Origin of the sequence: Paraglaciecola sp. 2405UD69-4 (assembly GCF_047525415.1) — a bacterium.
Classification (GTDB): Bacteria; Pseudomonadota; Gammaproteobacteria; order Enterobacterales; family Alteromonadaceae; genus Paraglaciecola.
Genome location: NZ_JBLIXM010000001.1, coordinates 308,316 through 329,178, shown reverse-complemented (window position 1 = coordinate 329,178; position 20,863 = coordinate 308,316). Strand labels below are relative to the sequence as shown.

Below are 20,863 nucleotides of genomic sequence, written 5' to 3'. Positions count from 1 at the left end.
ACACAAGCTATAAATAGACGTTTATTAAGTAAAAATTTTACTTAAAGGCATTCAAAAAAACGATCAAGATTTCATTGCTTTAGCTAATTGACTTCGTAACTCTGTATCTTCTGGTTTTTCTAACCAACCGTTTAAGTTTTCAGATAAGATGCTTGTTAAGGCATCTATATGCATTGGGTCCGCATTTAAAGCTTCTATGTATTCGAATGTTTCTCCACCTGCTTCTAAGAAATAATCTCTATTCTCTTCAGCGATTTCTTCAACGGTTTCTAAGCAATCTGCAGAAAATCCAGGACATACTACTTGGACAGATTTAACCCCTTGTTTTGGAAAGGCTTTAAGAGACTCATCTGTATAAGGTGTTAACCACTCTTCGCGGCCAAAGCGAGATTGAAAGCTTGTAAAATACTCGTCTTTATTCAAACCTAGATTTTCAGCAATCAGTCTGGAGGTTTTATAACACTCACAGTGGTAAGGGTCGCCTTTTAATAGATACTTTTTGGGGATTCCGTGATAACTGAAAACAAGTTTGTCTGCAGTACCATTAACACGCCTATGTTCACGAATTTTCTCAGAAATAGCATGAATGTATTTAGCATTATCATGATAGTGAGTGATAAATCTTAGCTCGGGGATCCAGCGTCTTTTTAAAAAGCTATTTGCCACTGCATCAAAAGTTGAAGCCGTAGTTGAAGCGCAGTATTGTGGATACAAAGGTAAAACTAAAAGCTTTCTAACCCCTTGTTGCAACATTTTATCGATAGTCCCATCAATTGATGGTGAGCCGTAACGCATCGCAAATTCAACCACTATGTGCTCACCAAATTGAGAGACTAATTTTTCTCTAATTCCATTAGCTTGATCTTCAGTGTGGAACATCAAAGGAGAGCCTCGCTCTGTCCATACACCTGCATAAGCTTTTGCTGAACGACTTGGACGAATATTCAAAATAACAAGATTAAGTATCATCCACCAAATTAACTTGGGCACTTCTACTACTCTAGGGTCCGATAAAAATTCTTTAAGGTAGCGTTTAAGCTCAGCTTTTTTAGGGGCGTCAGGAGTACCTAAGTTAGTCACTAACACTCCCACTTTATCCTGCTGACTGTGGCTAAATGAAGGGTTACCTTGATATTTCATGAAAAAACTCTTGATTAAGTCTGACCAAAGGTCTCGACACGACACTTTACAATGCCTTGAATACGATTAGCCTGTCATTTTGGACCATTGCCAATAAAAATCAATCTGTGATCACTATTATCCCACAGCCTTTTTACCTTTATGATACGAAACCAGTATAATTTTAACTCAAACCTGTGCATCATTAGCAAAGGTGTAAAAAGATTCACCAAAAAGGGATCTGGATTCAAGTAGAGGGTTGCAGTATGGCAAAGAAAGACAACAACGAAGATAATCAGGTGCCACAATTATCTGAGTTAGACAGCTTAAGAAATATCGTATTTGGTGCGGCTAAAACTGAAATAGAACAACGTATTTCAGCATTAGAACAACAAACATTAGATAGCTTTAAAAACATAGAGTTATTAATAGAAAAAAATACCAAAGCCCTTAGTACTAGTATGCTTGAGGGCTTTGCCCAATTAGAAGACAAGCTAGCTTTGGCAGATCAAGGACAAGAGCAAAAAGCGGCTGAGCTCAACGCCTATGCAGATAAAATTTCGTCAGAATTAGAGATGGCTGAGACCAGCAACAAGCAAGAAAACGACGAGCTACATAAGCGAATTGATATAGAAATTAATGAACTAACGGTAAAGTTTAATCATCAATTAGAAGAAGCACTAGCACGACTTACACAAGTATCTTCTGAACTGAATGCCAGCAAAACAGATCGCAAGACCTTAGCTAAATTACTAGCTACCGTCGCCTCTAACCTTGAAACTGGTGACGACGAGTAGTCATAGTAATGCCAGAAAAAAATGCAGCTTCATCACAAGAATCTCAGCAGCAAATGCAAGCCCTGCGTCAGATAATATTAGGTGATGATGGCCAATACGTTACAGAAAAAATACAACAAAACGCTCGAGAACTCGTAAGTGAAGTTTTATCTGAAGCCCTGCACGATAGAGAAAAGCAAGATGGCTCTGTTAATACTGTATTGTTGCCTCTTGTTGAGAAGTCCGTCGAAACTTCGATTACCAATCATAGCCAGCAATTTGTAGGTTACTTATATCCAATAGTGGGTAGCTTAGTTCGTAAATCTGTTACAGCCTTTATCACTGAGTTTTTAGAAAAAACCAACACGCTTTTAGAAAATAGTTTTACTGTAAAAGGCTTAAAATGGCGCTTCAAAGCTTGGCAGGCTGGTGTTAGTTTTTCTCAATATGCTGCAAGCCAAACTTTTGCATTTAGAGTAGAGCAAGTTTTTTTAATACATAGTGAAACGGGACTCCTACTCAATTCAGTATCCTATGGTTTAGATACAGGTACAGGTACAGATGCCGATTTAATGTCCTCAATGCTAACGGCTATCAATGACTTTGTTTCGGACTCATTCCGCCCTAATCAAGATTCAAGCGAACAACACTTAAATGTAATACGAACCAATGACTTCACGTTACTGATTAAGCCTGGTCCTAAAGCTGTAGTCGTTGCCTCAATAACCGGAAATATGCCTCAAGGGGTAGCAAATCAGTTACAAAAAACCTTAGAGGAAATTCACAAACTATATGACAAGGAGTTATCCGAATTTAATGGTGATACGCTTCCTTTCGAGCATAGCCAAAACCAATTACGCACTTGCTTAGTTTCAGAATTAAAACCAGAGCACCAAGGAAAAAAGAAAAAACCTTGGTTTGCTTGGCTGTTAGTAACATTAATTATAATTTGTTTAGGTTACCTTTTAGGTAAACATTGGCAAGCTAGTGTATTGCTAGATAAAGTAAGGCAAGTCGATAACGAACCTGGCATTTTTGTTACTCAAGCTGACACGAAAGGATTGAGCAAAGTAGAAATAGAAATACTAAGAGATCCTGCAGCCCTATCAATCGAAGACTGGCTAGAACAGCAAAATATAGAGCCACAAAAATTACACATTAAAGAGCGGGCATTTTTATCTTTAGAGCCTGAGGTTATTAAACTAAAAGTACAAGGTATTGTGGAACAATACCCTAAAATCAATGTATCTTGGACAGGGGAGAAGCCCAAATTTTCTGGAAAGTTATCTATTAATGAACATGCTAGCTTAAAGCAAGGCTTGCAAAGTATAGTTGGCCTAGACTTTAAAAGTACCTGGCTAGATAAATTAGATATTCTAGCACCTCAAAATATTGAAGCAGATAATCCCTTACTCTTGAAAAATGTTTTAGACATCAAGATAGCCAGAATAAACCAAACTAAAATTGCATTTAACAATGGTGAAAGTGACCTACCTGAAAATGCCCTAGATACATTAACAATGGTGGCTCAGCAGCTTAAAGAATTAGAAACACTTGCCCAAAAACTAAACTTATCCTTAAGCCTAATAATTATGGGCACCAGTGATCCCACCGGTACAGCAAATTACAACAGAGCCCTAAGCCAATTAAGGGCAGATAATGTTAAATTTAAATTACATCAGCTTGGAATTGACGAAAACCGCTTAAATGCAATAGGATTAGGGGTAATAGATTTAAGCACTAGCCCAAAAGACGCACGGATGGTCTTACTTAATGTGGTATATTTTACAGCAGATAACCACGTCAAGAACAACCTCGAGTAGAAGATGATAAGCACACTCAGTATAGAGACTTTAAAAAGACCATGATGCAGAAAAAGATATGTTTACTTGGAGCATCTGGTGTAGGAAAAACGAGTCTAATTAAGCAATATGTAGAAGGTATATTCTCAGAAAAATACCTAACCTCTATAGGCGTAAAGATTGACAAAAAATTAGTCACAACAGATTCAAGCCCTGTCACATTAATGATTTGGGATATTGAGGGTATAGACAGATATTGCGGCTTCCAGCCTAAATATCTTAGGGGCGCAGCAGCTTATATTATCGTAGCCGATAAGACACGCTCCCAATCGCTACTAGAAGGCTGTGAAATTCAGAAAATGGTTAAAGAAGTCACAGATATACCTGGGCTACTGGCAATCAATAAATCTGATCTACCAGAAACTTGGCATTGGAGTGAAGCAGAACTTAAAGAAATTGAAAGTGGGTTTGAAAAAACATTCCATACAAGTGCAAAAACCGGGGAAAATGTTGAAGCTATGTTTACCCACCTAGCCCATTTAATAGTAGAGTAAAATAAAGCATGGATGCATCACTTCTTAATACATTGGGCCTACTAGATTGCATCATTATTCAATGTGTAGGCGATAATGACTTCGAAGTAATGCATATGCCAAAGGATTGGGGAGCAGAGTTACTGCCTGAAGCAAAAGGGATATTTAACTTTAGTGAAGATTCATCACCTTACCTCTTAGACTTTTTGATTGACGCAAACGCTTTGTGGAAATCTTCCAAAGAAGGCAAAATTGATTCAGGTATATGGTCAGAACAGCTCCCTAGTCAACTGATTAGACTAGAAGCCTCAGCTCTATTTAAAGAACAAAAGCAATTCTTAATAATTAATAAAATAGATGCCAGCTACAAACAAAAGCAACAAACCCTTCAAGTAGCTCGAGAATTAATGTTCTCAGCAGATAAAATCGCTGAGCAACATGACTATCTTCACTCACAAATGGACGAATTACTCAGTGACCCAACTGAGAGCTTCGCATTAAAACAGCAGATCACTCAAGCGTTGGAACAAACTGACTTAGGGGTCGCAATCCTTACCCCTGAATTGCAGTTATTGAATAGTAATCCAGCTTTGAAAACCTTGTTTGCTGATTCAAATATACAATTAAACTTACCTGAAGATAGATTGGTAATAGAACTTTTTAGAGCTCAATACCCTGAGTGCGAACGAGTATTCAGCACTGGAAGTGCGTGGAGCGGCGAGCTTTATTGGCTAAACCCACCTAGGTATGGCAAATGGTTAAAGATGACCATTCATCCAATCATGTCAACCAATCAGACCATACTGTATTGGCTGTTGAGTGTTAGTGATATTACACAAATTAAGTTCCTCATCAAACGAAACGAAAAATTAGTACATTTCGATTCTGTTACAGATTTACCTAATAGACAGTTCTTCTGGAAAAGACTTGAAGAAAAAGTAAATCAAAGTTCGCCTTTTTGTTTATTGTATTGCGACATAAAAAACTTCAAACGTATCAATGAGTTATACGGACATCAAATTGGAGACCAAGTCATAAAAGAACTGGCGACCAGACTCATCTCAGTATGCCGTTCGGATGACCTATTAGCGCGTGTTGGAGGAACAGAGTTTGCGGTAATAATGACGCTAGATGAAAAAAAATTTAGCCAATCTAATCATTACCAAGAGCAATGCACTTTGTTTGCAAAGGAATTGATCAATACCTGTAATATCCCATTTTATCCAAGCGCTGGACAAAAATGTGAAATAGGCTTGAATGTTGGAGCAGCACTATTTCCTTTGGACTCTAGTAGCGCTGATGAGCTAATGAAGTACGCTGATTTAGCAGTATATTCAGCCAAACAAGTCAAGACACAAATAAATAGTGTTCAATTTTACTCTCAAAAATTAATTGATGACTCTCGTAAACTAAGAGAGATGGAAAGTGCCTTACGTGTTGCCATAGAAAAACAAGAGTTTGAGCTATTCTTGCAACCAATTATTGACTTATCAAGTAACAAAATTATCAAAGCCGAAGTATTAATCCGTTGGCGCCAAGGAAGCGGAGAATTAGTTTCACCTGATGAGTTTATCCCCTTAGCTGAACAAACAGGATTAATTATTCCAATAGGCAAGTGGGTCATTGCCGAAGCTTGCCGCTTGTTGGCAGAGCTGAACAAGCAAGGTATATCGCTATCTTTATCAATCAACTTGTCGCCCCGCCAAATTAGTGACCGCCAACTTTTTGAGTTTATTCAAGCAAGTATCAACAACTGTATGGTCGACCCTCACCATATAGAGTTTGAACTAACTGAAGGGGTACTGATTGAAAACTATGAAAAGGTACACCTTTTAATTGAACAAATTCATGATTTAGGGATGAAGGTTTCTATTGATGATTTTGGGACCGGATACTGCTCTCTTTCTTACCTACAAAAGCTACATATCGACAATCTCAAAATTGATAGAGCCTTTATTAAAGAATTAAATGAGTCCAGTACCGATAATGCCAGCGCACTTATATTAGCCGTAATATCAATGGCAAATAGTTTACACTTAGAAGTCATCGCAGAAGGCGTAGAAACACAATTACAACAAAACTTTCTTATAGAAAACAACTGCCACCTAGCCCAAGGGTTTCTATTCAGCCCACCATTAGCATTTAAGCATTTTTGTAGTCTATTAAAAGATAAAAATTAAGAGAATAAACGTTGTTCACCCGCTTTACGTTTTTTATTCTTCAAAACCAATAGCAAAGCAATAAATGCTGGCAAACCTTGGATATACAGAATACTTGCTTGCGCTGTAAGACCACCAAATACACCAGCAATGACGATACAAATCAAAAGGTAAACCTTAAGGGTTTGATTGCCGGTTATTAGTCCTAACAATAAGCCTAACCCTAGAAATCCATTATACAGACCTTGATTCATGGCTAATATCTCAGAAGACTTAGCAACTTCTGCAGACATTGAAAAGATTCTCTGACCTACAGGGTGATCCCAAAAAAACATTTCGAGTACCAAAAACCCAAAGTGTAGAGCCGCTACCAGAAAAACCATAAATCCCGCAAAAAAGCCCATCTATAAATCCTTGATTCGTTTATTGTTATTATGGGTTTTATAGTGTGGTAATTTGTTTAAACTTGCAACAATAGCTCTGAATACTAAGATGAAAAGTGTCATTTATAAGCAAAAAAAAAGCGCCTTTCGGCGCTTTACATTTTCAATGGATAACTATTTACCCGACTGACCTTTCATATATCTAAAGAAGTCACTATCAGGTTCAACAACTAACACATCTTGTTTGCTGCTAAAGCTTTTCTTGTAAGCATCCATACTACGTAAGAAACTGTAAAACTCTGGGTTTTTGGTATAGGTTTCAGCATAAATTTGTGCAGCTTGTGCATCACCTTCACCTTTGAGTTTACGTAAATTACGTTCAGCATCTGCCAACATAACGGTCACTTTGGCATCGATATCTGCTTTAATAAACTCGGCTTTTTCTTTACCTTCTGACCTATGCTCTCTAGCAACCGCTTCACGCTCGGTGCGCATACGTTGGAATATAAAATTACGCACTTCAGGAGGTAGATTGATTTGCTTAACCCTAACGTCAACAATCTCAATGCCTAACTCATCAGAACTAGAAGATGCTTGTTGCATAGCTTCATCCATTAGTTCAGAACGTTCACCCGAAACAATTTGTTGAATAGTACGAGTACCAAACTCGGAGCGCAGACCATTGTTTACTTTCTGCTGAAGTAATACCTCTGCATTCCCTTTAATACCACCTGTAGCTAGGTAGTAAGTAGCAAAGTCTTTTATCTTCCATTTTACGTATAGATCTACGATTAAATCCTTCTTCTCTGAAGTAACAAAACGGTCTGGTACTTCATCTAAGGTTTGAATACGAGAATCTAACTTTACAACCCTATCAAAGAAAGGGAGCTTAAAATGTAAACCAGGTTCAAAAACAACTGTATCTCCAGTGTCAGAATCACGCTGCACTTTACCAAATTGAATTAGAATAGCCTTGCTACCCTCATCAACAACAAAGAGTGCACCAGAAGCTAATAAAGCTAAAACTACGATAATAACGCCAATAAAATTCTTCATATCTTAGTTTCTCCCACTACGTAAGCCATTACCACGAGTGGTTCTTGAGCTACTTGATACTGGTTCGCTGCCACCATCTTGGTTTTGTAAGCCTTCTAATGTACTACGAATATTAGCTGGAATACTTGGGCCAGATTGGCGCTCTAATATTTTATCTAAAGGTAAATACATCATGTTGCCGGTACCCTCAGTGTCAATCAATATTTTACTAGTATTACTGTAAACCTCTTCCAAGGTTTCTAAATAAATACGACTGCGAGTCACTTCAGGAGCTGCTATATATTGTGGTAATAACTCTTCAAAGCGGGCTATCTCACCTTGTGCTTCTAGTGTTACACGTTCTTTATATGCTTGTGCTTCTTGTGCCATACGGTTGACTTGACCACGGGCTCTAGGCTCAATTTCTCGAGAGTAGGCTTCTGCTTCATTTATAAAGCGTTGCTCGTCTTCCTGAGCTGCAATAGCATCATCAAAAGCTTCTTTTACTTCTTCGGGCGGCCTTGCGTCCTTAAAGTTTAAGTCAACTATAGTAATACCCATATCGTATGACTCAATAATCCCTATTAGCTCATTACGTACACTTTGTCTTGCCTCTTCACGACCAGCAGTTAATACACTGTCCATTTTAGAGTGGCCGACCACATAACGAATGGCACTATCAAACGCCTGACTTAAGCTTTCTTCTGGACTAGTCACGGCGAAAGTATATTTATAAGGTTCTAAAATCTTGTACTGCACTTCCATTTCAACACGAACAACATTTTCATCTTCAGTCAACATAGAGCCAGAAGACGGCATGGAACGAACAGTCTGTACATCTACAGGCACTACCTTATCTATGAAAGTGGGCTTCCACTGCAGACCAGGCTCAACGAATTTATTGAACTCACCGAATCTAAGCACTACACCACGTTCGGCTTCTCTAATAGTGTAAAAACCACTAAAGACATAAACCACGACCAAAATACCAAGTATGACAGCTAGGCCAATTCCACCTAAGCCTTTACCGCCAGTAGAGCCGCTATTACCACCTCCACCGAACTTACTGATTTTACCCATTAAGTTTTTGAACACCTCATCTAAATCAGGTGGACCTTGATCTCGGCCGCCCTTATTTTTCCAAGGATCGTTGTTATTACCACCGGGCTCATTCCAAGCCATTATTATTCTCCAACTAGTTAATTCAAAATAAGTTAAGCCTACTTACAATACGCCACTTTTAACTTTTTGATCTATATATTGTGATTAATTGTGCACTATATACGATTCTAAATCTGTATCCACTCGCTTAATCAATCTTTGCCAGTCACTTTTTTCCATTTTCACATCAACCAGCCAATCTCCATTATCATCATAACGTTGTGAAGCAATACAATTCATATCGAAAAACACCCCTCGCAAGTTACTTTTAGCGGGAGGGATCCGTAAACTGTGTTGCACCATATTCTTCCAGAGACATTCAGTTATCGCTTCGCTGAGAAGCTCAATACCAATACCTTGCTGAGCCGAAATCCAAACCCGAATCGGCATCCCGGTATCATCTCTATCTATTTTGGCGCGGACACCTTCCATACGATCAATTTTATTGCACACCACAAGTTGCTGAATTTCATGAGCATCAATTTCTTCCAATACATCATTTACTTCATCTATATTTTCTCGAAACTGATCATCAGAATAATCAACCACATGCAATAACAAGTCTGCTTGCTGCGTTTCTTGAAGTGTTGCTTTAAATGCTGCTATTAGATCATGGGGGAGATGTCTTATAAAACCAACCGTATCAGCAAGAATTGCTGACCCAACATCTTGTAACTGAATTTTTCGAAGGGTTGGATCTAAAGTTGCAAAGAGTTGGTCTGCTGCATAAACAGAAGACTCAGTAAGGGTATTAAATAAGGTCGACTTACCCGCATTTGTATAACCTACTAAAGAAACTGTAGGGATTTCAGCACGGATCCTAGAGCGTCTGCCTTGCTCTCGTTGTTTCTGTACCTTTTCTAATCGCCTTAAAATAGCCTTAATGCGTGCTCTCAGTAAACGTCTATCAGTTTCAAGCTGAGTTTCACCTGGTCCACGAAGACCTATACCACCTTTTTGCCTTTCAAGGTGTGTCCAACCACGAATAAGTCGAGTGCTGATATGCCTAAGTTGTGCAAGCTCTACCTGCAACTTACCTTCGTGGGTTCTGGCTCGCTGTGCAAAAATGTCTAATATTAAACCGGTTCGGTCTAACACTCTACATTTGCACAACTGCTCTAAATTACGCTCTTGAGAGGGAGATAATGAATGGTTGAAAATAACGATATCAGCTTGTTGTGCACGAACGGCGTTAGCTATTTCTTCTGCTTTACCGCTACCAACAAAATAACGCGCTTGCGGTGCTTGACGTGAGCCAGTTACCACATCGATTGCATTTACACCTGCAGAAGATACAAGGAGCTGAAGCTCTAATAAATCTTCTTTGCTATTTTCATCTGAAAAATCTACATGTACTAAAACTGCCTGTTCACCAGTTTCATAACGGTCAAACAAGCCGCTCTCCTACACTATTAATTTTCGTCTGATTCCGCTTGGCCTGAAGCCGGCATTGGGATCGCACGAGAAGGAACTACAGTAGAGATGGCATGTTTATACACCATTTGGCTCACTGTATTCTTCAATAAAATAACAAACTGATCAAACGACTCAACCTGTCCTTGGAGTTTAATCCCATTTACTAGGTAAATAGAAACCGGAATACGCTCTTTACGCAGCGCATTTAAGAACGGGTCTTGTAACGATTGCCCTTTAGCCATTGTATTTCCTTTTTTTTATTATTTAGAAAAAACTCCAGTGAAGATTATACAGTAAATCATATACCTGTATAGCCACACTAGCGTTGAAAATTAACTAGGGCAATCACTTTGGCCAGATTGTTTTCTTCAAAGGTATCTAGCGGTATAATATTTTCCCAGCTCCGTAGCCATGTTAACTGTCTTTTTGCTAACTGGCGAGTGGCTGCAATTGCTTTTTCAAGCATGATTTCCTCTGAAAAATCACCATCTAAGTGCTGCCACATTTGGCGATATCCTACACATCTCATTGATGGCAAGTCTAGATGCAAATCCCCTCTAGCCCTTAGTTTCTCTACTTCTTCACGGAACCCTGCTTTCATCATTAATTGAAAGCGTAAAGCTATACGTTGATGTAAAACTTTGCGATCACTGGGTGCAATACAAAATTGCGTGATGTTATATGGTATCGGGGAAGATTTTATGGCCAAGTAATCACTCATAGTGCGATTAGTTAGAAGATAAACTTCTAATGCTCTTGTTAAGCGTTGAGGGTCATTTGGATGAATTCTAGCCGCTGATTCTGGATCGACCTCTTTTAGCCTATTATGCAATGCTTCCCAACCTTGCTCTTTCGCCTGAGCATCGAGAGCTAGTCGGACATTTTTATCTGATTCAGGCAAAGGTGATAAACCATCCACAAGGGCTTTGTAATACATCATAGTTCCGCCCACTAGCAGTGGCACATTTCCGCGCTTGGTAATTTCTTCCATAGCGGACAATGCATCTCTGCGAAAATCAGCAACTGAATAGCTCTCTGCTGGATCTAAAATATCAATTAGCCGATGGGGCGCTTTTTGCTGCTCTTCCATGCTTGGCTTGGCCGTGCCTATATCCATTCCTTTGTATATTAAGGCCGAATCCACACTAATAATTTCACAGCCTAATTTTTCGCAAAGCTCAATGGCTAAATCTGTCTTACCTGACGCGGTAGGGCCCATTAAAAAAATTGCAGGGGGCAAGTCTTTGTTTTGGGCTGGTGTAAAACTAGTCACAATATACTTTTCATCCATTTTTGCATGGGCACTTCAATCGCAATGTCACTCAAAGCCCCTCTTAAATTTGTATCGTTCGATAATAATGCCAACCACATCTCATGGATTTGTTGATTAGAAAATTCTTTCGCTTCTGAGATACATGACAACAGATGCTTACGCACAGCTACAGTGTCTACGTCTTCACAGTTTAATGTTGATTCTAGTATATCCGCCCAAGGAAACTGTCTGAATTCAGACGGTACTTTACGAAGGAGAATGCGGTTAGGTGTCCAACCGATTTCTACGCTGTTGTCTAAAAGCGGTTGATATAAGGTTTTTGCTTGATTCAATAACTCAGCAGTAGCTTGAATAGACACAGGCATTAACAATGGCTGCATGGCAGGCATCTGATTGGCAAACTTGTTAACTAAAACATACTGATATAACCGGGCAATATCCAATGAATAAAAGTTGCTCTCGTTTGCTATCATGATTTGCTTATCACTCAGCCTTATCCATTGACCTAGTTCACTACTCTGGAAAGCAACACTATTTACAGGGTTGGCTCTTCCTTTAGAAATACTCGCGCCCGTGTTACTCGATTGACTGGCGGGCGTCATCAGCTGCTGATAGTTAGAGGCGGACTTGCTCACAACTTCAGCCTGATACACTTGCTTTTGTCTAGCAAGTTTTTGCCCTAAGTAATCTCTATTCGGGCTTGAGCTTGGTACCGGTTCTCGACTCGTTGGAGCTTGAGTCACTTCAGTCTGCAGGGGCACAATATAGTCATGGCTTGGCTCTGCTGGCTTTAAAACCTGAGGCTCAGAGATTTGCCTACTACCTTGAAGATATTGATTTAAAGCATCATTTAATGCTCTAAAAATGAAATCATGGACAATTCTTGCTTGATGAAAGCGTACTTCATGTTTAGCTGGGTGAACATTTACATCTACCTGCTCTGCAGGCAAAGTTAAATATAAAACATAAGCACTTTGATTATTGTCAGCCACAACTCCTTCAAAAGCCTGTCGTAAGGCATGATTAATCAACTTGTCACGCATCATACGGCCATTTACATAAAAATACTGAAAATCAGCCTGCGGTTTAGCGAATTCAGGAGGGCTAAACCATCCTGTTAAACTAAATTCCTCATATTCACTATTTAACGCTATCCCGTGTTCTGAAAATGCCTGACCACAAATAGCTGCTACCCGCTTAATTCCATTAGCGTTTGCAGTTTTAGCGGGATATTTACGCAATAACTTACCGTTATGCTTAAGTGTGAAACTAACATCAAAACGGCTCAACGCTATGCGCCGCATTAATTCATCAATATGGGTAAATTCAGTTTTTTCAGTGCGCAAAAATTTGCGTCTTGCAGGAGTGTTAAAAAATAAATCGACAACCTCCACACTGGTTCCTTTGGGGTGGGCAACAGGGTTTAACTGCACCTCCATATCACGGCCTTCGCAATGGGCTTGCCATGCTTGGGTTTGCTTATCTGGTTTCGAGCTGAGCGTTAGGCGTGAAACAGAGCTTATACTGGCTAAAGCCTCCCCTCTAAAACCTAAACTGGATATCGCTTCTAAATCATCTAATTGACTAATTTTACTCGTGGCATGCCTACTTAATGCCAAAGCCAGCTCTTCGTGGGCGATCCCATCACCGTTATCGCGAATTAAAATCCGTTTATGGCCGCCTTTTTCAATTTCTATATCAATAGAGGTTGCGCCAGAATCTAAGCTATTTTCCACCAGCTCTTTAACCACTGATGCTGGACGCTCAACCACCTCACCAGCTGCTATCTGGTTAGCTAATCTTGCAGGAAGAATTTGAATAGGCAAATTGATACCTTGTTTGGAAGTGTAAAAATTAGGTTCGTGGTATGGTCAATACCTGACCAATACGCACCACATCAGTATTTAAATTATTGGCTTTTTTAAGACTACTCACCCGCACTTTGTATCGTTGTGCCAGCAATGACAAGGACTCTCCGCTACGCACTTTGTGGGTGCGGTTCTCACTTTTCCACTTAGCCCATAAAGAACTATCTGGGGGTGAGCTTTTAAAATGCTGTTTAATGCCATCAAATATGGATTGGGCGAGTTTTTGCCTATATGCAGACCAATTAAGATTTTTTTCTTCTTTGGGATTAGAAATAAAGCCGGTCTCTACTAATACCGAAGGTATATCTGGTGATGTTAATACCGCCAAACTTGCGGCTTGTGGTTTGCTTTTATGTAATCGCGTCACTTTACCTAAATGACTGATAACATCACGGCTTAAGTCATAACTGGTCGTTAGTGAGTGATCCATAGACATATCCAGTAGCGCTTCAGCTAAATAACGTTCACTGGCAGTATCTTGAATAATTTCAGCTGCACCGCCCAATAGCTCTGAATGTCTCTCTGTTCTTTCCATCCAACGACCAAGTTCAGTATTGGCTCTTTTCATGGATAATACCCACACTGATGCACCATTAGGTTGTGGCGTTGTAAATGCATCGGCGTGAATTGACACCAGTAAGTCAGCTTTATGTTTTCTTGCCAGTTGTGGCCGCTTATTAGGTGATATGTAGTAATCACCTGTTCGAGTCATTACGGCCTTCAAGCCTTCTTCTTTATTAATAAGAGACTCTAGACGTTTGGCTATTCCAAGGGTAACGTTTTTCTCATAGCTCCCCCCTCTACCAATAGAGCCAGGGTCTTCACCACCGTGCCCCGCATCAATCACCACAATAATATCCCTGTCTGTGCCAGACTTAGCGTCCAGTACCACCTTGGGAGCTGCAGAAACAGGATCATTCAAATCTATTACCAACCTATCTCCGTATGGCGATGTGGGTGGCAGTGCAAAGATATTTTTCTCTAACTGTTTACTTAGCTCTACAACTACCCTAACAGAACCGGCTTTTTTAGCTTTACTGTAACGTACCTTTTTAACCAGCTTACTTTCATTTGTGACCTTCGAAAAATCAAAAGTCTTAGGTGTATTTTCTATATCGACAACTAAACGATAGGGGTTCTGTAATGTAAAATAGGTATATTTAGGTGTGTCAGATAAATCAAAGACTAAACGAGTAGTGTTGGGTGATGGCCAAATTCTTAACCCTTCAATAGCATTTTTAGCAAAACTTACAGGGCCAAATCCCATCAGTAAGATACTGATTAATAAAAGTTTGACTGTATTTATCCCGAACTTCTGCATTTTAAATTTCTAATGTAAACGGTTAAGTAACTGTGCGCCGGAGTCTGATTGAGCTTGCGCTGTCAAAGTACGCCCCTTCGACGTGTATTCAATTCTAATGTGTAAATCAGCCGCTGCCAATAGACCCTCGCCTTTGTCTGGCCATTCCACTAAACAAATACAATCGGGCGAAAAGTAATCTCGGATCCCCATGAACTCCAGCTCTTCTGGATCACTCAAGCGATATAAATCAAAATGGAACACTCTCCAATCCTCTAACTCATATGGCTCTACGAGTGTGTATGTGGGGCTTTTCACTTTGCCTTTATGGCCCAAGGCTTGGATAAACCCACGACTAAAAGTGGTTTTACCTGCTCCTAAATCCCCCTCCAGATAAATAGTTAGCCCTGTATCGCAATACTTAGCTAACTTACCAGCAAACGCAACGGTTGCTTCTTCATCTTCAAGTTCACAGGTATATACTTCACAATTCACTGTAGTTGGGGTCTTAATGTCTGTCATAAGTTGTTAATGGTAGCTCTTAAAGCAGGTAATAAATCTGACGCCATCATACCACGTTCTCCATATTCTCTGGCAACCTTATCTCCAGCTTGTGCATGGGCACAAGTACCGTAAACCGCCCCTTGCTCTACCTGCATACCTTGAGCTAAAAAAGAGCCTATGATTCCAGTCAAAACATCTCCCATACCGGCTGTTGCCATACCTGGGTTACCGCCATCACAAATCCAATGGGATGCTAGGCCAGTAACTTTATGACTAGCAGAGCAGATAACAGTTCCCGCCCCTTTAAGTAAACATGTGGCCTGAAATGTATTCGCCAGCGCTTTGCAGCTAGTGTAACGGTCAGCTTCAACCTCTTGAACACTTTCATTTAATAAGCGACTAGCTTCACCTGGATGTGGAGTTAAAACACAATGGGACAAGCCGGCGATATCATCTTGGATATTATCAGCATTTAATGCCAGTAAGTTTAAACCATCAGCATCAATAACTATGGGTTTATTGTGTTCCTTAACATGTGCAATAACGGTTTTAAATTGCTGTTTAGCCCACTCATCCGTTCCAAGTCCTGGCCCAATTATAATACTCGTACACCAGTCTAACGCTTCTGTTAAATGTGACGTCGACACCATTAATTCTGGTCTTGTGGTACTGACAGCAAGTGCGCTAGATTCATGACAAAATACTTTTACAAGCCCAGTTCCACTGCGCAATGCCGCTTCGGAAGATAAACGGATAGCTCCACTCATTCCCAAGTTACCGCCTACACATAATAGCTTCCCAAAATGTCCTTTATTGGCATGGACAGCTCTAGGAGCAAGGGTTTGTAGCATTTTCCAATTAACAATATTGCCTTGGGGCTTAACTAATCTAAAAAAACTCTCCCCTATGCCTAAATCATCATATTCGAGCCCCCCACACAAACTCTTGGCTTTACCAGTAACTAAACCGGGCTTGATGGCCACAAAGGTTATCGTTACATCTGCTGCAACGCATATTGGCAAAGGCGCTCCAGTATCTGCGTTCATGCCAGAAGGTAAATCCAAGCTCAGCACTTGGCGCTGCGCGTTATTAAGCTTCACTATTAGTTTTTGAAAGCTCTCTTTAACTGGGCCACTTACACCTGTACCCAGCAATGCATCGACCACTAACTCAATCCCGTCGAAAACAGCTTCTGAAAAGCTAACTGTCATGCCACCAGCCTGAACCCACTCTTGTTGAGCTTGCCGAGCAGAGCCAGATAAAAGCCGACTAGGGTTTTCGCAGGCAATGACTACCTTCATGCCTTTAAGCTTTGCAAGGGTTGCCAATATATATCCGTCACCGGCATTGTTTCCATTACCTGCCACTACTAGTATGCGAGTTACTTCGGGCCAATGGCTACACAAAACCTCAAATGCGGCTTTACCAGCTCTTTGCATCAGTTCATATAAGGTGCACCCGACAGCTAAGGCAGCCTCAGACTCAAAGCGCCTAACTTGTTCAGAACTCACTATCTTATGTGCTAAACTCGCTGCCGATTGATTGGTTAACAGGTTGGGTAATGTCATCACTTAGCGCTAAAGAATTGTCTACATTAAGTGAAAATATCAAGGCTTGGGGCAAAGCGCTAGGGTTTCAGCAAGTTGGTATTTGCGATGTTGACTTATCTAAGCACGAGGACAAGCTGCAGCAATGGCTAAATAAGGGCTATGCTGGTGAGATGACATATATGTCTGAACACGGAATGATGCGGGCTAGGCCAGCTGAATTACTCCCCGGCACTATTCGAGTCATAAGCGTTCGCATGGACTATTTACCTCCAGACGCTAAGTTTGCCCATAATCTAAAAAGCAAAGAACAAGCTTATATTAGCCGTTACGCACTTGGTCGTGATTATCACAAGCTTTTACGTTCTCGCTTAAAAAAGCTAGGCGAGAAAATACGCACAGAATGTGAAGACTTAAATTTTCGACCATTTGTCGATTCTGCCCCAGTCCTTGAGCATGCCATAGCTGAAAAAGCCGGGCTAGGCTGGACGGGTAAACACTCTCTCACCATCAATAAAGAGGCTGGCTCTTGGTTTTTCTTAGGGGAGCTATTTGTAGATATTCCCCTTCCCGTTGACCAAGCAGTTCAAGAAAACTGCAGAGATTGCACAGCCTGTATTACCATTTGTCCGACTCAAGCCATAGTAGAGCCTTATGTGGTAGACGCAAAACGCTGTATTTCATACCTTACAATCGAACAAAAAGGCGCAATCCCAGAGGAGTTTCGTCCATTGATTGGCAACAGAGTCTATGGTTGTGATGACTGCCAGTTAATTTGCCCTTGGAATCGCTACGCAAACATTACTGACGAACAAGACTTTCACCCAAGAGCTTCATTACAAGGTAAGGAACTACTGGATTTATTTGCATGGGATGAGGTCACGTTTCTTAAAAAGACAGAAGGTTCTGCAATACGACGGATTGGATATGAGCGGTGGCAACGTAATCTAGCAGTAGGCTTAGGTAACGCTCCCTACTCAGAAGAGATTGTGAACGCACTAGCATTAGCCTTAACAAACTCATCTAGTTTAGTTGCTGAGCACATTCGATGGGCGTTATTGCAACACCAAGAAAAACAAAGTGCTACAGAAGATAATACAAAGCGCACCACTTTAAGGCTAATACGCAGTATACAAAAAGGTCTACCTAGGGACGCGTAAACATTTAAGGCTAAAAAAATAACAGATCACTATGCTGACACACAGTAATCTGTTTTTAGTTTCACCGCTTTTTAGGCTTGTTTAACCACCTTAGCCAAAAGCGTAGAATGCTCATTAACTTCATGTTCCACTACTTTCACAAACTTTACCATTCCCGCTAATACAGCAGAATTGTAGTGTTCTTGGCTTGCTTTTAAAGTATCAACGGCTTTCATCATATCTTCTAAAGCAGACTTAGAGCGCTCACTCAATGCTTGCATCTCATTGAACTGGCTATTTGCGAGCTTTATCTGTTCAGCTGTTGCCTTTGAATCAACTAAGAGCAAGCTAGCTTCATTCCCTTTTTTTAAGCTATCAAACTCATTAATCACCTCATAAGAGCGCCTCACAATTCCATTTAGTTTGAGAACGGTTTCTCGCGTAAAGGCAGGTTTAAAATCTTCTGGCAAGAGCTTAACTATATGCTCAAAAGATCTTGGGTTCGCAGGCTCAAGGTTTACGCTACTACTTTTATTTACGTCAGTAGTATCAATATCATTATTAGCTGTAGCCGTGCCTAAAAATAGGAAGGCACTTACACAAGATATCCCTAAAACTATGCTTGTATTTTTATATTTCATTTCAATGTCCTGTAACTTAACTATTACAAAGAGATGGAACTACAATTAAAACCATGGCTCCTCTGTAGCCTTTATTTTGTATTGCGAGGTTTACCCGCCGTTACCACCGCCATTTCTACCATCATTACCACCACCGTCTCGGCCATCATTACCGCCACCGTCTCGGCCATCGTTACCGCCGCCATCTCGGCCATCGTTACCGCCGCCATCTCGGCCATCGTTACCACCACCGTCTCGGCCATCGTTTTGATTATTACTGCTAAAGGCAATTGTATCTTCTAGCAAGTATTGGCCAATTTGCACCCCTAGCTCTTGACCCGCAGTATCATCAAACTCCCAATGCACGCCGTTGTATATTCGACTCACACCATTTTGCTCTTGAGCGTCTGACAGTGTAGAAAAACGAACAGGAACAAAGGCCCGCGGTATATTTGGGAAAAATGGATCTACGCCTTCGCCGTTGTACTCATCAGACACAAAAGTAAAAGCAGTATTATCACCAAACATTTCACGCAATACCTCAAATGTCACAGCGCCAAAAGTTGCATGGCCAGATGGGTAAGCAGGAAATGGAGGAGTTGCTCTAATAGCCTCTTCTGTATTCACCACTGAAACTCCTATGGGATCCCAATCCTCATCAGTAACAGTCGCAACAGCGCCATCGTCAGCCCTTATGCCAGTAACAGGTCGCCAAAAATTGTAATAGTACTTGCTATCCCAAGCAGCGATCGCGGCATCCGCCATCCCCACATTGACTAAAGCCAAAACACGAGCCAAGTCAACAGCATCATCTAGTTCAGCACTGGCTATTTGCGATAAAATTTGATTGTAAACTCTAGGCGGCACACCAATTAGCGGCACCCCATCATATCCCCAGTAATTGGCTATAAAACGAGTATCGTCAGTGCTCGTACTTGGTGTAAAAGTATTTTCTAACGAGCCTCCTACTGATGCAGTAATAGCATAAGCTTCTGCGTATTCCTCGGAATCAAACTCAGGTGGCGCAGGGACTCTAAACTGATCGCCCGATTCTAAAAAGAAAGGCCTAAGCTTTCCCCAATAGGCACCTAGGGAAAGGTTGTAATCACCAGAAAAGTCTGGCGTATTAGGGTCCGGTGTCCACTCTCCCGTTAATCTAGAGCCTCCATTTACATCAGTACCGTAGTAAGTGCTAGTGCCGTCTGCTACTTCACCACCTTCCCCAAAGTTTGGTTCGTTGTGGTTAGAGCCATCCTCTGCACGAGCCAAAAGAATAGCTTCCGATATACTAGTTCCAAGTGTTTGCCCTTGGGCCTGTGGATCTTCATCAGTGAAAGATGCAATACGGCTTACATCTTCAGCTAATAGCTCAGCTAACCTTGCTGCTTGTTGAGGGTATAAAGCCACTAGGGTGTTGTAAGCTGCATATGCAATAGCTGTGTGTTCAGATGCATTTTCAAATCCTTCTAGAGCCGGAGTATAAGATTGATACTCCTGTTCAAAATGATTGAGGGCATCAAATACAGCGATTTGCACCATGGCTAGGGCTCGACTCGTTCGAGTCGGCCCCCCCTGACTTGGAGAGTAATCTTCAATGTCAGGATCAGCGGTATGGTCAAGGGCAACAGTATCAATTGCTACTGTATGCCAAAATTGCACCCGCTCTTTAACTGATTCAATATCATCATAAAAATCATCTAAATCTGCAGTTGATTGCAAAGCATCTAAGTTACCCGCCAAGATAACGCTTTCACTTAGCCGACCTAAATAACCACTGCGTTGTGTATTCGACATCCTTGAAGTTTCATTGTTTCTTTGGTTACCACCGCGATTTTGATCTTGCGCGTATACAGCGCTCGTAATCAATGGCAACACATATAAGCTTGCCACTACGCAGTTTCTAATCTTCATTTTTAACATAAATATCCTCTGGGATTTGACTACCTAAAAAATGTGCAAAAGATATCGAAATTTCGAAATACCTTTGCCAAAGCCAATTGCAAAAACATAGCCAAACCATGTATTTAAGATAAAAACAGATTCTGATTAATAGTTTGAAAACACTTATATAAAGTTACATCAGTCCCTAGAAAAACAGAGGTAAGCCTTTGTTTTTTTAAAAAATTTAAAAAAACCACCAACTTTATTAAATACCAAAATTTTACCGACCAAATGGCTGATGCCTGGATACAAACATGATGAATGAAACAAAAAACAGTTAAAATAAC

Annotated in this window: 18 protein-coding genes; 5 read left to right on the top strand and 13 right to left on the bottom strand. The window is 40.6% G+C overall.

Annotated elements, in window-relative coordinates; translation table 11 throughout:
* Window positions 1-63 precede the first annotated feature (63 nt).
* Window positions 64-1,140, bottom strand: a complete 1,077-nt coding sequence (gene hemH, locus ACMUMK_RS01495) for a ferrochelatase (protein ID WP_414699360.1) — start codon at window positions 1,138-1,140, stop codon at window positions 64-66.
* A gap of 245 nt (window positions 1,141-1,385) precedes the next feature.
* Here hemH and ACMUMK_RS01490 point away from each other — a divergent pair, with 245 nt between their 5' ends.
* From ACMUMK_RS01490 to ACMUMK_RS01475, 4 genes are read left to right on the top strand one after another with little or no spacing between them, the layout of a single operon-like run.
* Entirely contained in the window at window positions 1,386-1,916 is a 531-nt protein-coding gene (locus ACMUMK_RS01490) for a hypothetical protein (protein ID WP_414699359.1), read from the top strand.
* Window positions 1,917-1,924: 8 nt separating this feature from the next.
* The gene (locus ACMUMK_RS01485) at window positions 1,925-3,718 is read left to right on the top strand and encodes an OmpA family protein (RefSeq protein WP_414699358.1); all 1,794 of its coding nucleotides are present in this window, start codon (window positions 1,925-1,927) and stop codon (window positions 3,716-3,718) included.
* A gap of 41 nt (window positions 3,719-3,759) precedes the next feature.
* Window positions 3,760-4,251 (top strand): Rab family GTPase, encoded by a 492-nt coding sequence (locus ACMUMK_RS01480; RefSeq protein WP_414699357.1) that lies wholly within the window; start codon window positions 3,760-3,762, stop codon window positions 4,249-4,251.
* A gap of 8 nt (window positions 4,252-4,259) precedes the next feature.
* Window positions 4,260-6,410 carry a putative bifunctional diguanylate cyclase/phosphodiesterase gene (locus tag ACMUMK_RS01475; RefSeq protein WP_414699356.1) on the top strand — a complete coding sequence of 717 codons (2,151 nt, stop codon included), beginning with the start codon at window positions 4,260-4,262 and terminating at the stop codon, window positions 6,408-6,410.
* Here the strand turns inward: ACMUMK_RS01475 and ACMUMK_RS01470 are convergent.
* The 10 genes from ACMUMK_RS01470 to ACMUMK_RS01425 all read right to left on the bottom strand — a co-directional run bounded on the left by ACMUMK_RS01470 (window position 6,407) and on the right by ACMUMK_RS01425 (window position 16,897).
* A complete protein-coding gene (locus ACMUMK_RS01470) occupies window positions 6,407-6,793 on the bottom strand; it encodes a DUF1304 domain-containing protein (RefSeq protein WP_414699355.1) in 387 nt (128 codons plus the stop codon). The genes ACMUMK_RS01475 and ACMUMK_RS01470 overlap by 4 nt on opposite strands.
* A gap of 153 nt (window positions 6,794-6,946) precedes the next feature.
* On the bottom strand, window positions 6,947-7,828 hold the full coding sequence (gene hflC, locus ACMUMK_RS01465) for a protease modulator HflC (protein ID WP_414699354.1): 882 nt from the start codon (window positions 7,826-7,828) through the stop codon (window positions 6,947-6,949).
* Window positions 7,829-7,831: 3 nt separating this feature from the next.
* Window positions 7,832-8,989, bottom strand: a complete 1,158-nt coding sequence (gene hflK / locus ACMUMK_RS01460) for an FtsH protease activity modulator HflK (RefSeq protein WP_414699353.1) — start codon at window positions 8,987-8,989, stop codon at window positions 7,832-7,834.
* Window positions 8,990-9,073: 84 nt separating this feature from the next.
* A complete protein-coding gene (gene hflX / locus ACMUMK_RS01455; RefSeq protein WP_414699352.1) occupies window positions 9,074-10,363 on the bottom strand; it encodes a ribosome rescue GTPase HflX in 1,290 nt (429 codons plus the stop codon).
* Window positions 10,364-10,380: 17 nt separating this feature from the next.
* A complete protein-coding gene (gene hfq, locus ACMUMK_RS01450; RefSeq protein WP_414699351.1) occupies window positions 10,381-10,626 on the bottom strand; it encodes an RNA chaperone Hfq in 246 nt (81 codons plus the stop codon).
* A 77-nt stretch (window positions 10,627-10,703) separates the two neighbouring features.
* Window positions 10,704-11,675 carry a tRNA (adenosine(37)-N6)-dimethylallyltransferase MiaA gene (miaA, locus tag ACMUMK_RS01445; RefSeq protein ID WP_414699350.1) on the bottom strand — a complete coding sequence of 324 codons (972 nt, stop codon included), beginning with the start codon at window positions 11,673-11,675 and terminating at the stop codon, window positions 10,704-10,706.
* Window positions 11,654-13,483: a DNA mismatch repair endonuclease MutL gene (mutL, locus tag ACMUMK_RS01440; RefSeq protein ID WP_414699349.1), complete on the bottom strand. Its 1,830-nt coding sequence runs from the start codon at window positions 13,481-13,483 to the stop codon at window positions 11,654-11,656. The genes miaA and mutL overlap by 22 nt, the downstream gene beginning before the upstream one ends.
* Window positions 13,484-13,511: 28 nt before the next feature.
* Entirely contained in the window at window positions 13,512-14,846 is a 1,335-nt protein-coding gene (locus ACMUMK_RS01435) for an N-acetylmuramoyl-L-alanine amidase (protein ID WP_414699348.1), read from the bottom strand.
* 9 nt (window positions 14,847-14,855) lie between these two features.
* Window positions 14,856-15,347 carry a tRNA (adenosine(37)-N6)-threonylcarbamoyltransferase complex ATPase subunit type 1 TsaE gene (tsaE, locus tag ACMUMK_RS01430; RefSeq protein WP_414699347.1) on the bottom strand — a complete coding sequence of 164 codons (492 nt, stop codon included), beginning with the start codon at window positions 15,345-15,347 and terminating at the stop codon, window positions 14,856-14,858.
* Entirely contained in the window at window positions 15,344-16,897 is a 1,554-nt protein-coding gene (locus ACMUMK_RS01425) for an NAD(P)H-hydrate dehydratase (protein ID WP_414699346.1), read from the bottom strand. The genes tsaE and ACMUMK_RS01425 overlap by 4 nt, the downstream gene beginning before the upstream one ends.
* Between ACMUMK_RS01425 and queG the strand changes: the two genes are divergently transcribed.
* Window positions 16,891-18,036, top strand: a complete 1,146-nt coding sequence (gene queG, locus ACMUMK_RS01420; RefSeq protein WP_414699345.1) for a tRNA epoxyqueuosine(34) reductase QueG — start codon at window positions 16,891-16,893, stop codon at window positions 18,034-18,036. The genes ACMUMK_RS01425 and queG overlap by 7 nt on opposite strands.
* Before the next feature lie 71 nt (window positions 18,037-18,107).
* Here the strand turns inward: queG and ACMUMK_RS01415 are convergent, their stop codons facing one another.
* Both ACMUMK_RS01415 and ACMUMK_RS01410 read right to left on the bottom strand, forming a co-directional pair.
* Window positions 18,108-18,656 (bottom strand): hypothetical protein, encoded by a 549-nt coding sequence (locus ACMUMK_RS01415; RefSeq protein ID WP_414699344.1) that lies wholly within the window; start codon window positions 18,654-18,656, stop codon window positions 18,108-18,110.
* Window positions 18,657-18,746: 90 nt separating this feature from the next.
* Window positions 18,747-20,546: a hypothetical protein gene (locus ACMUMK_RS01410; RefSeq protein ID WP_414699343.1), complete on the bottom strand. Its 1,800-nt coding sequence runs from the start codon at window positions 20,544-20,546 to the stop codon at window positions 18,747-18,749.
* Window positions 20,547-20,863: the final 317 nt, after the last annotated feature.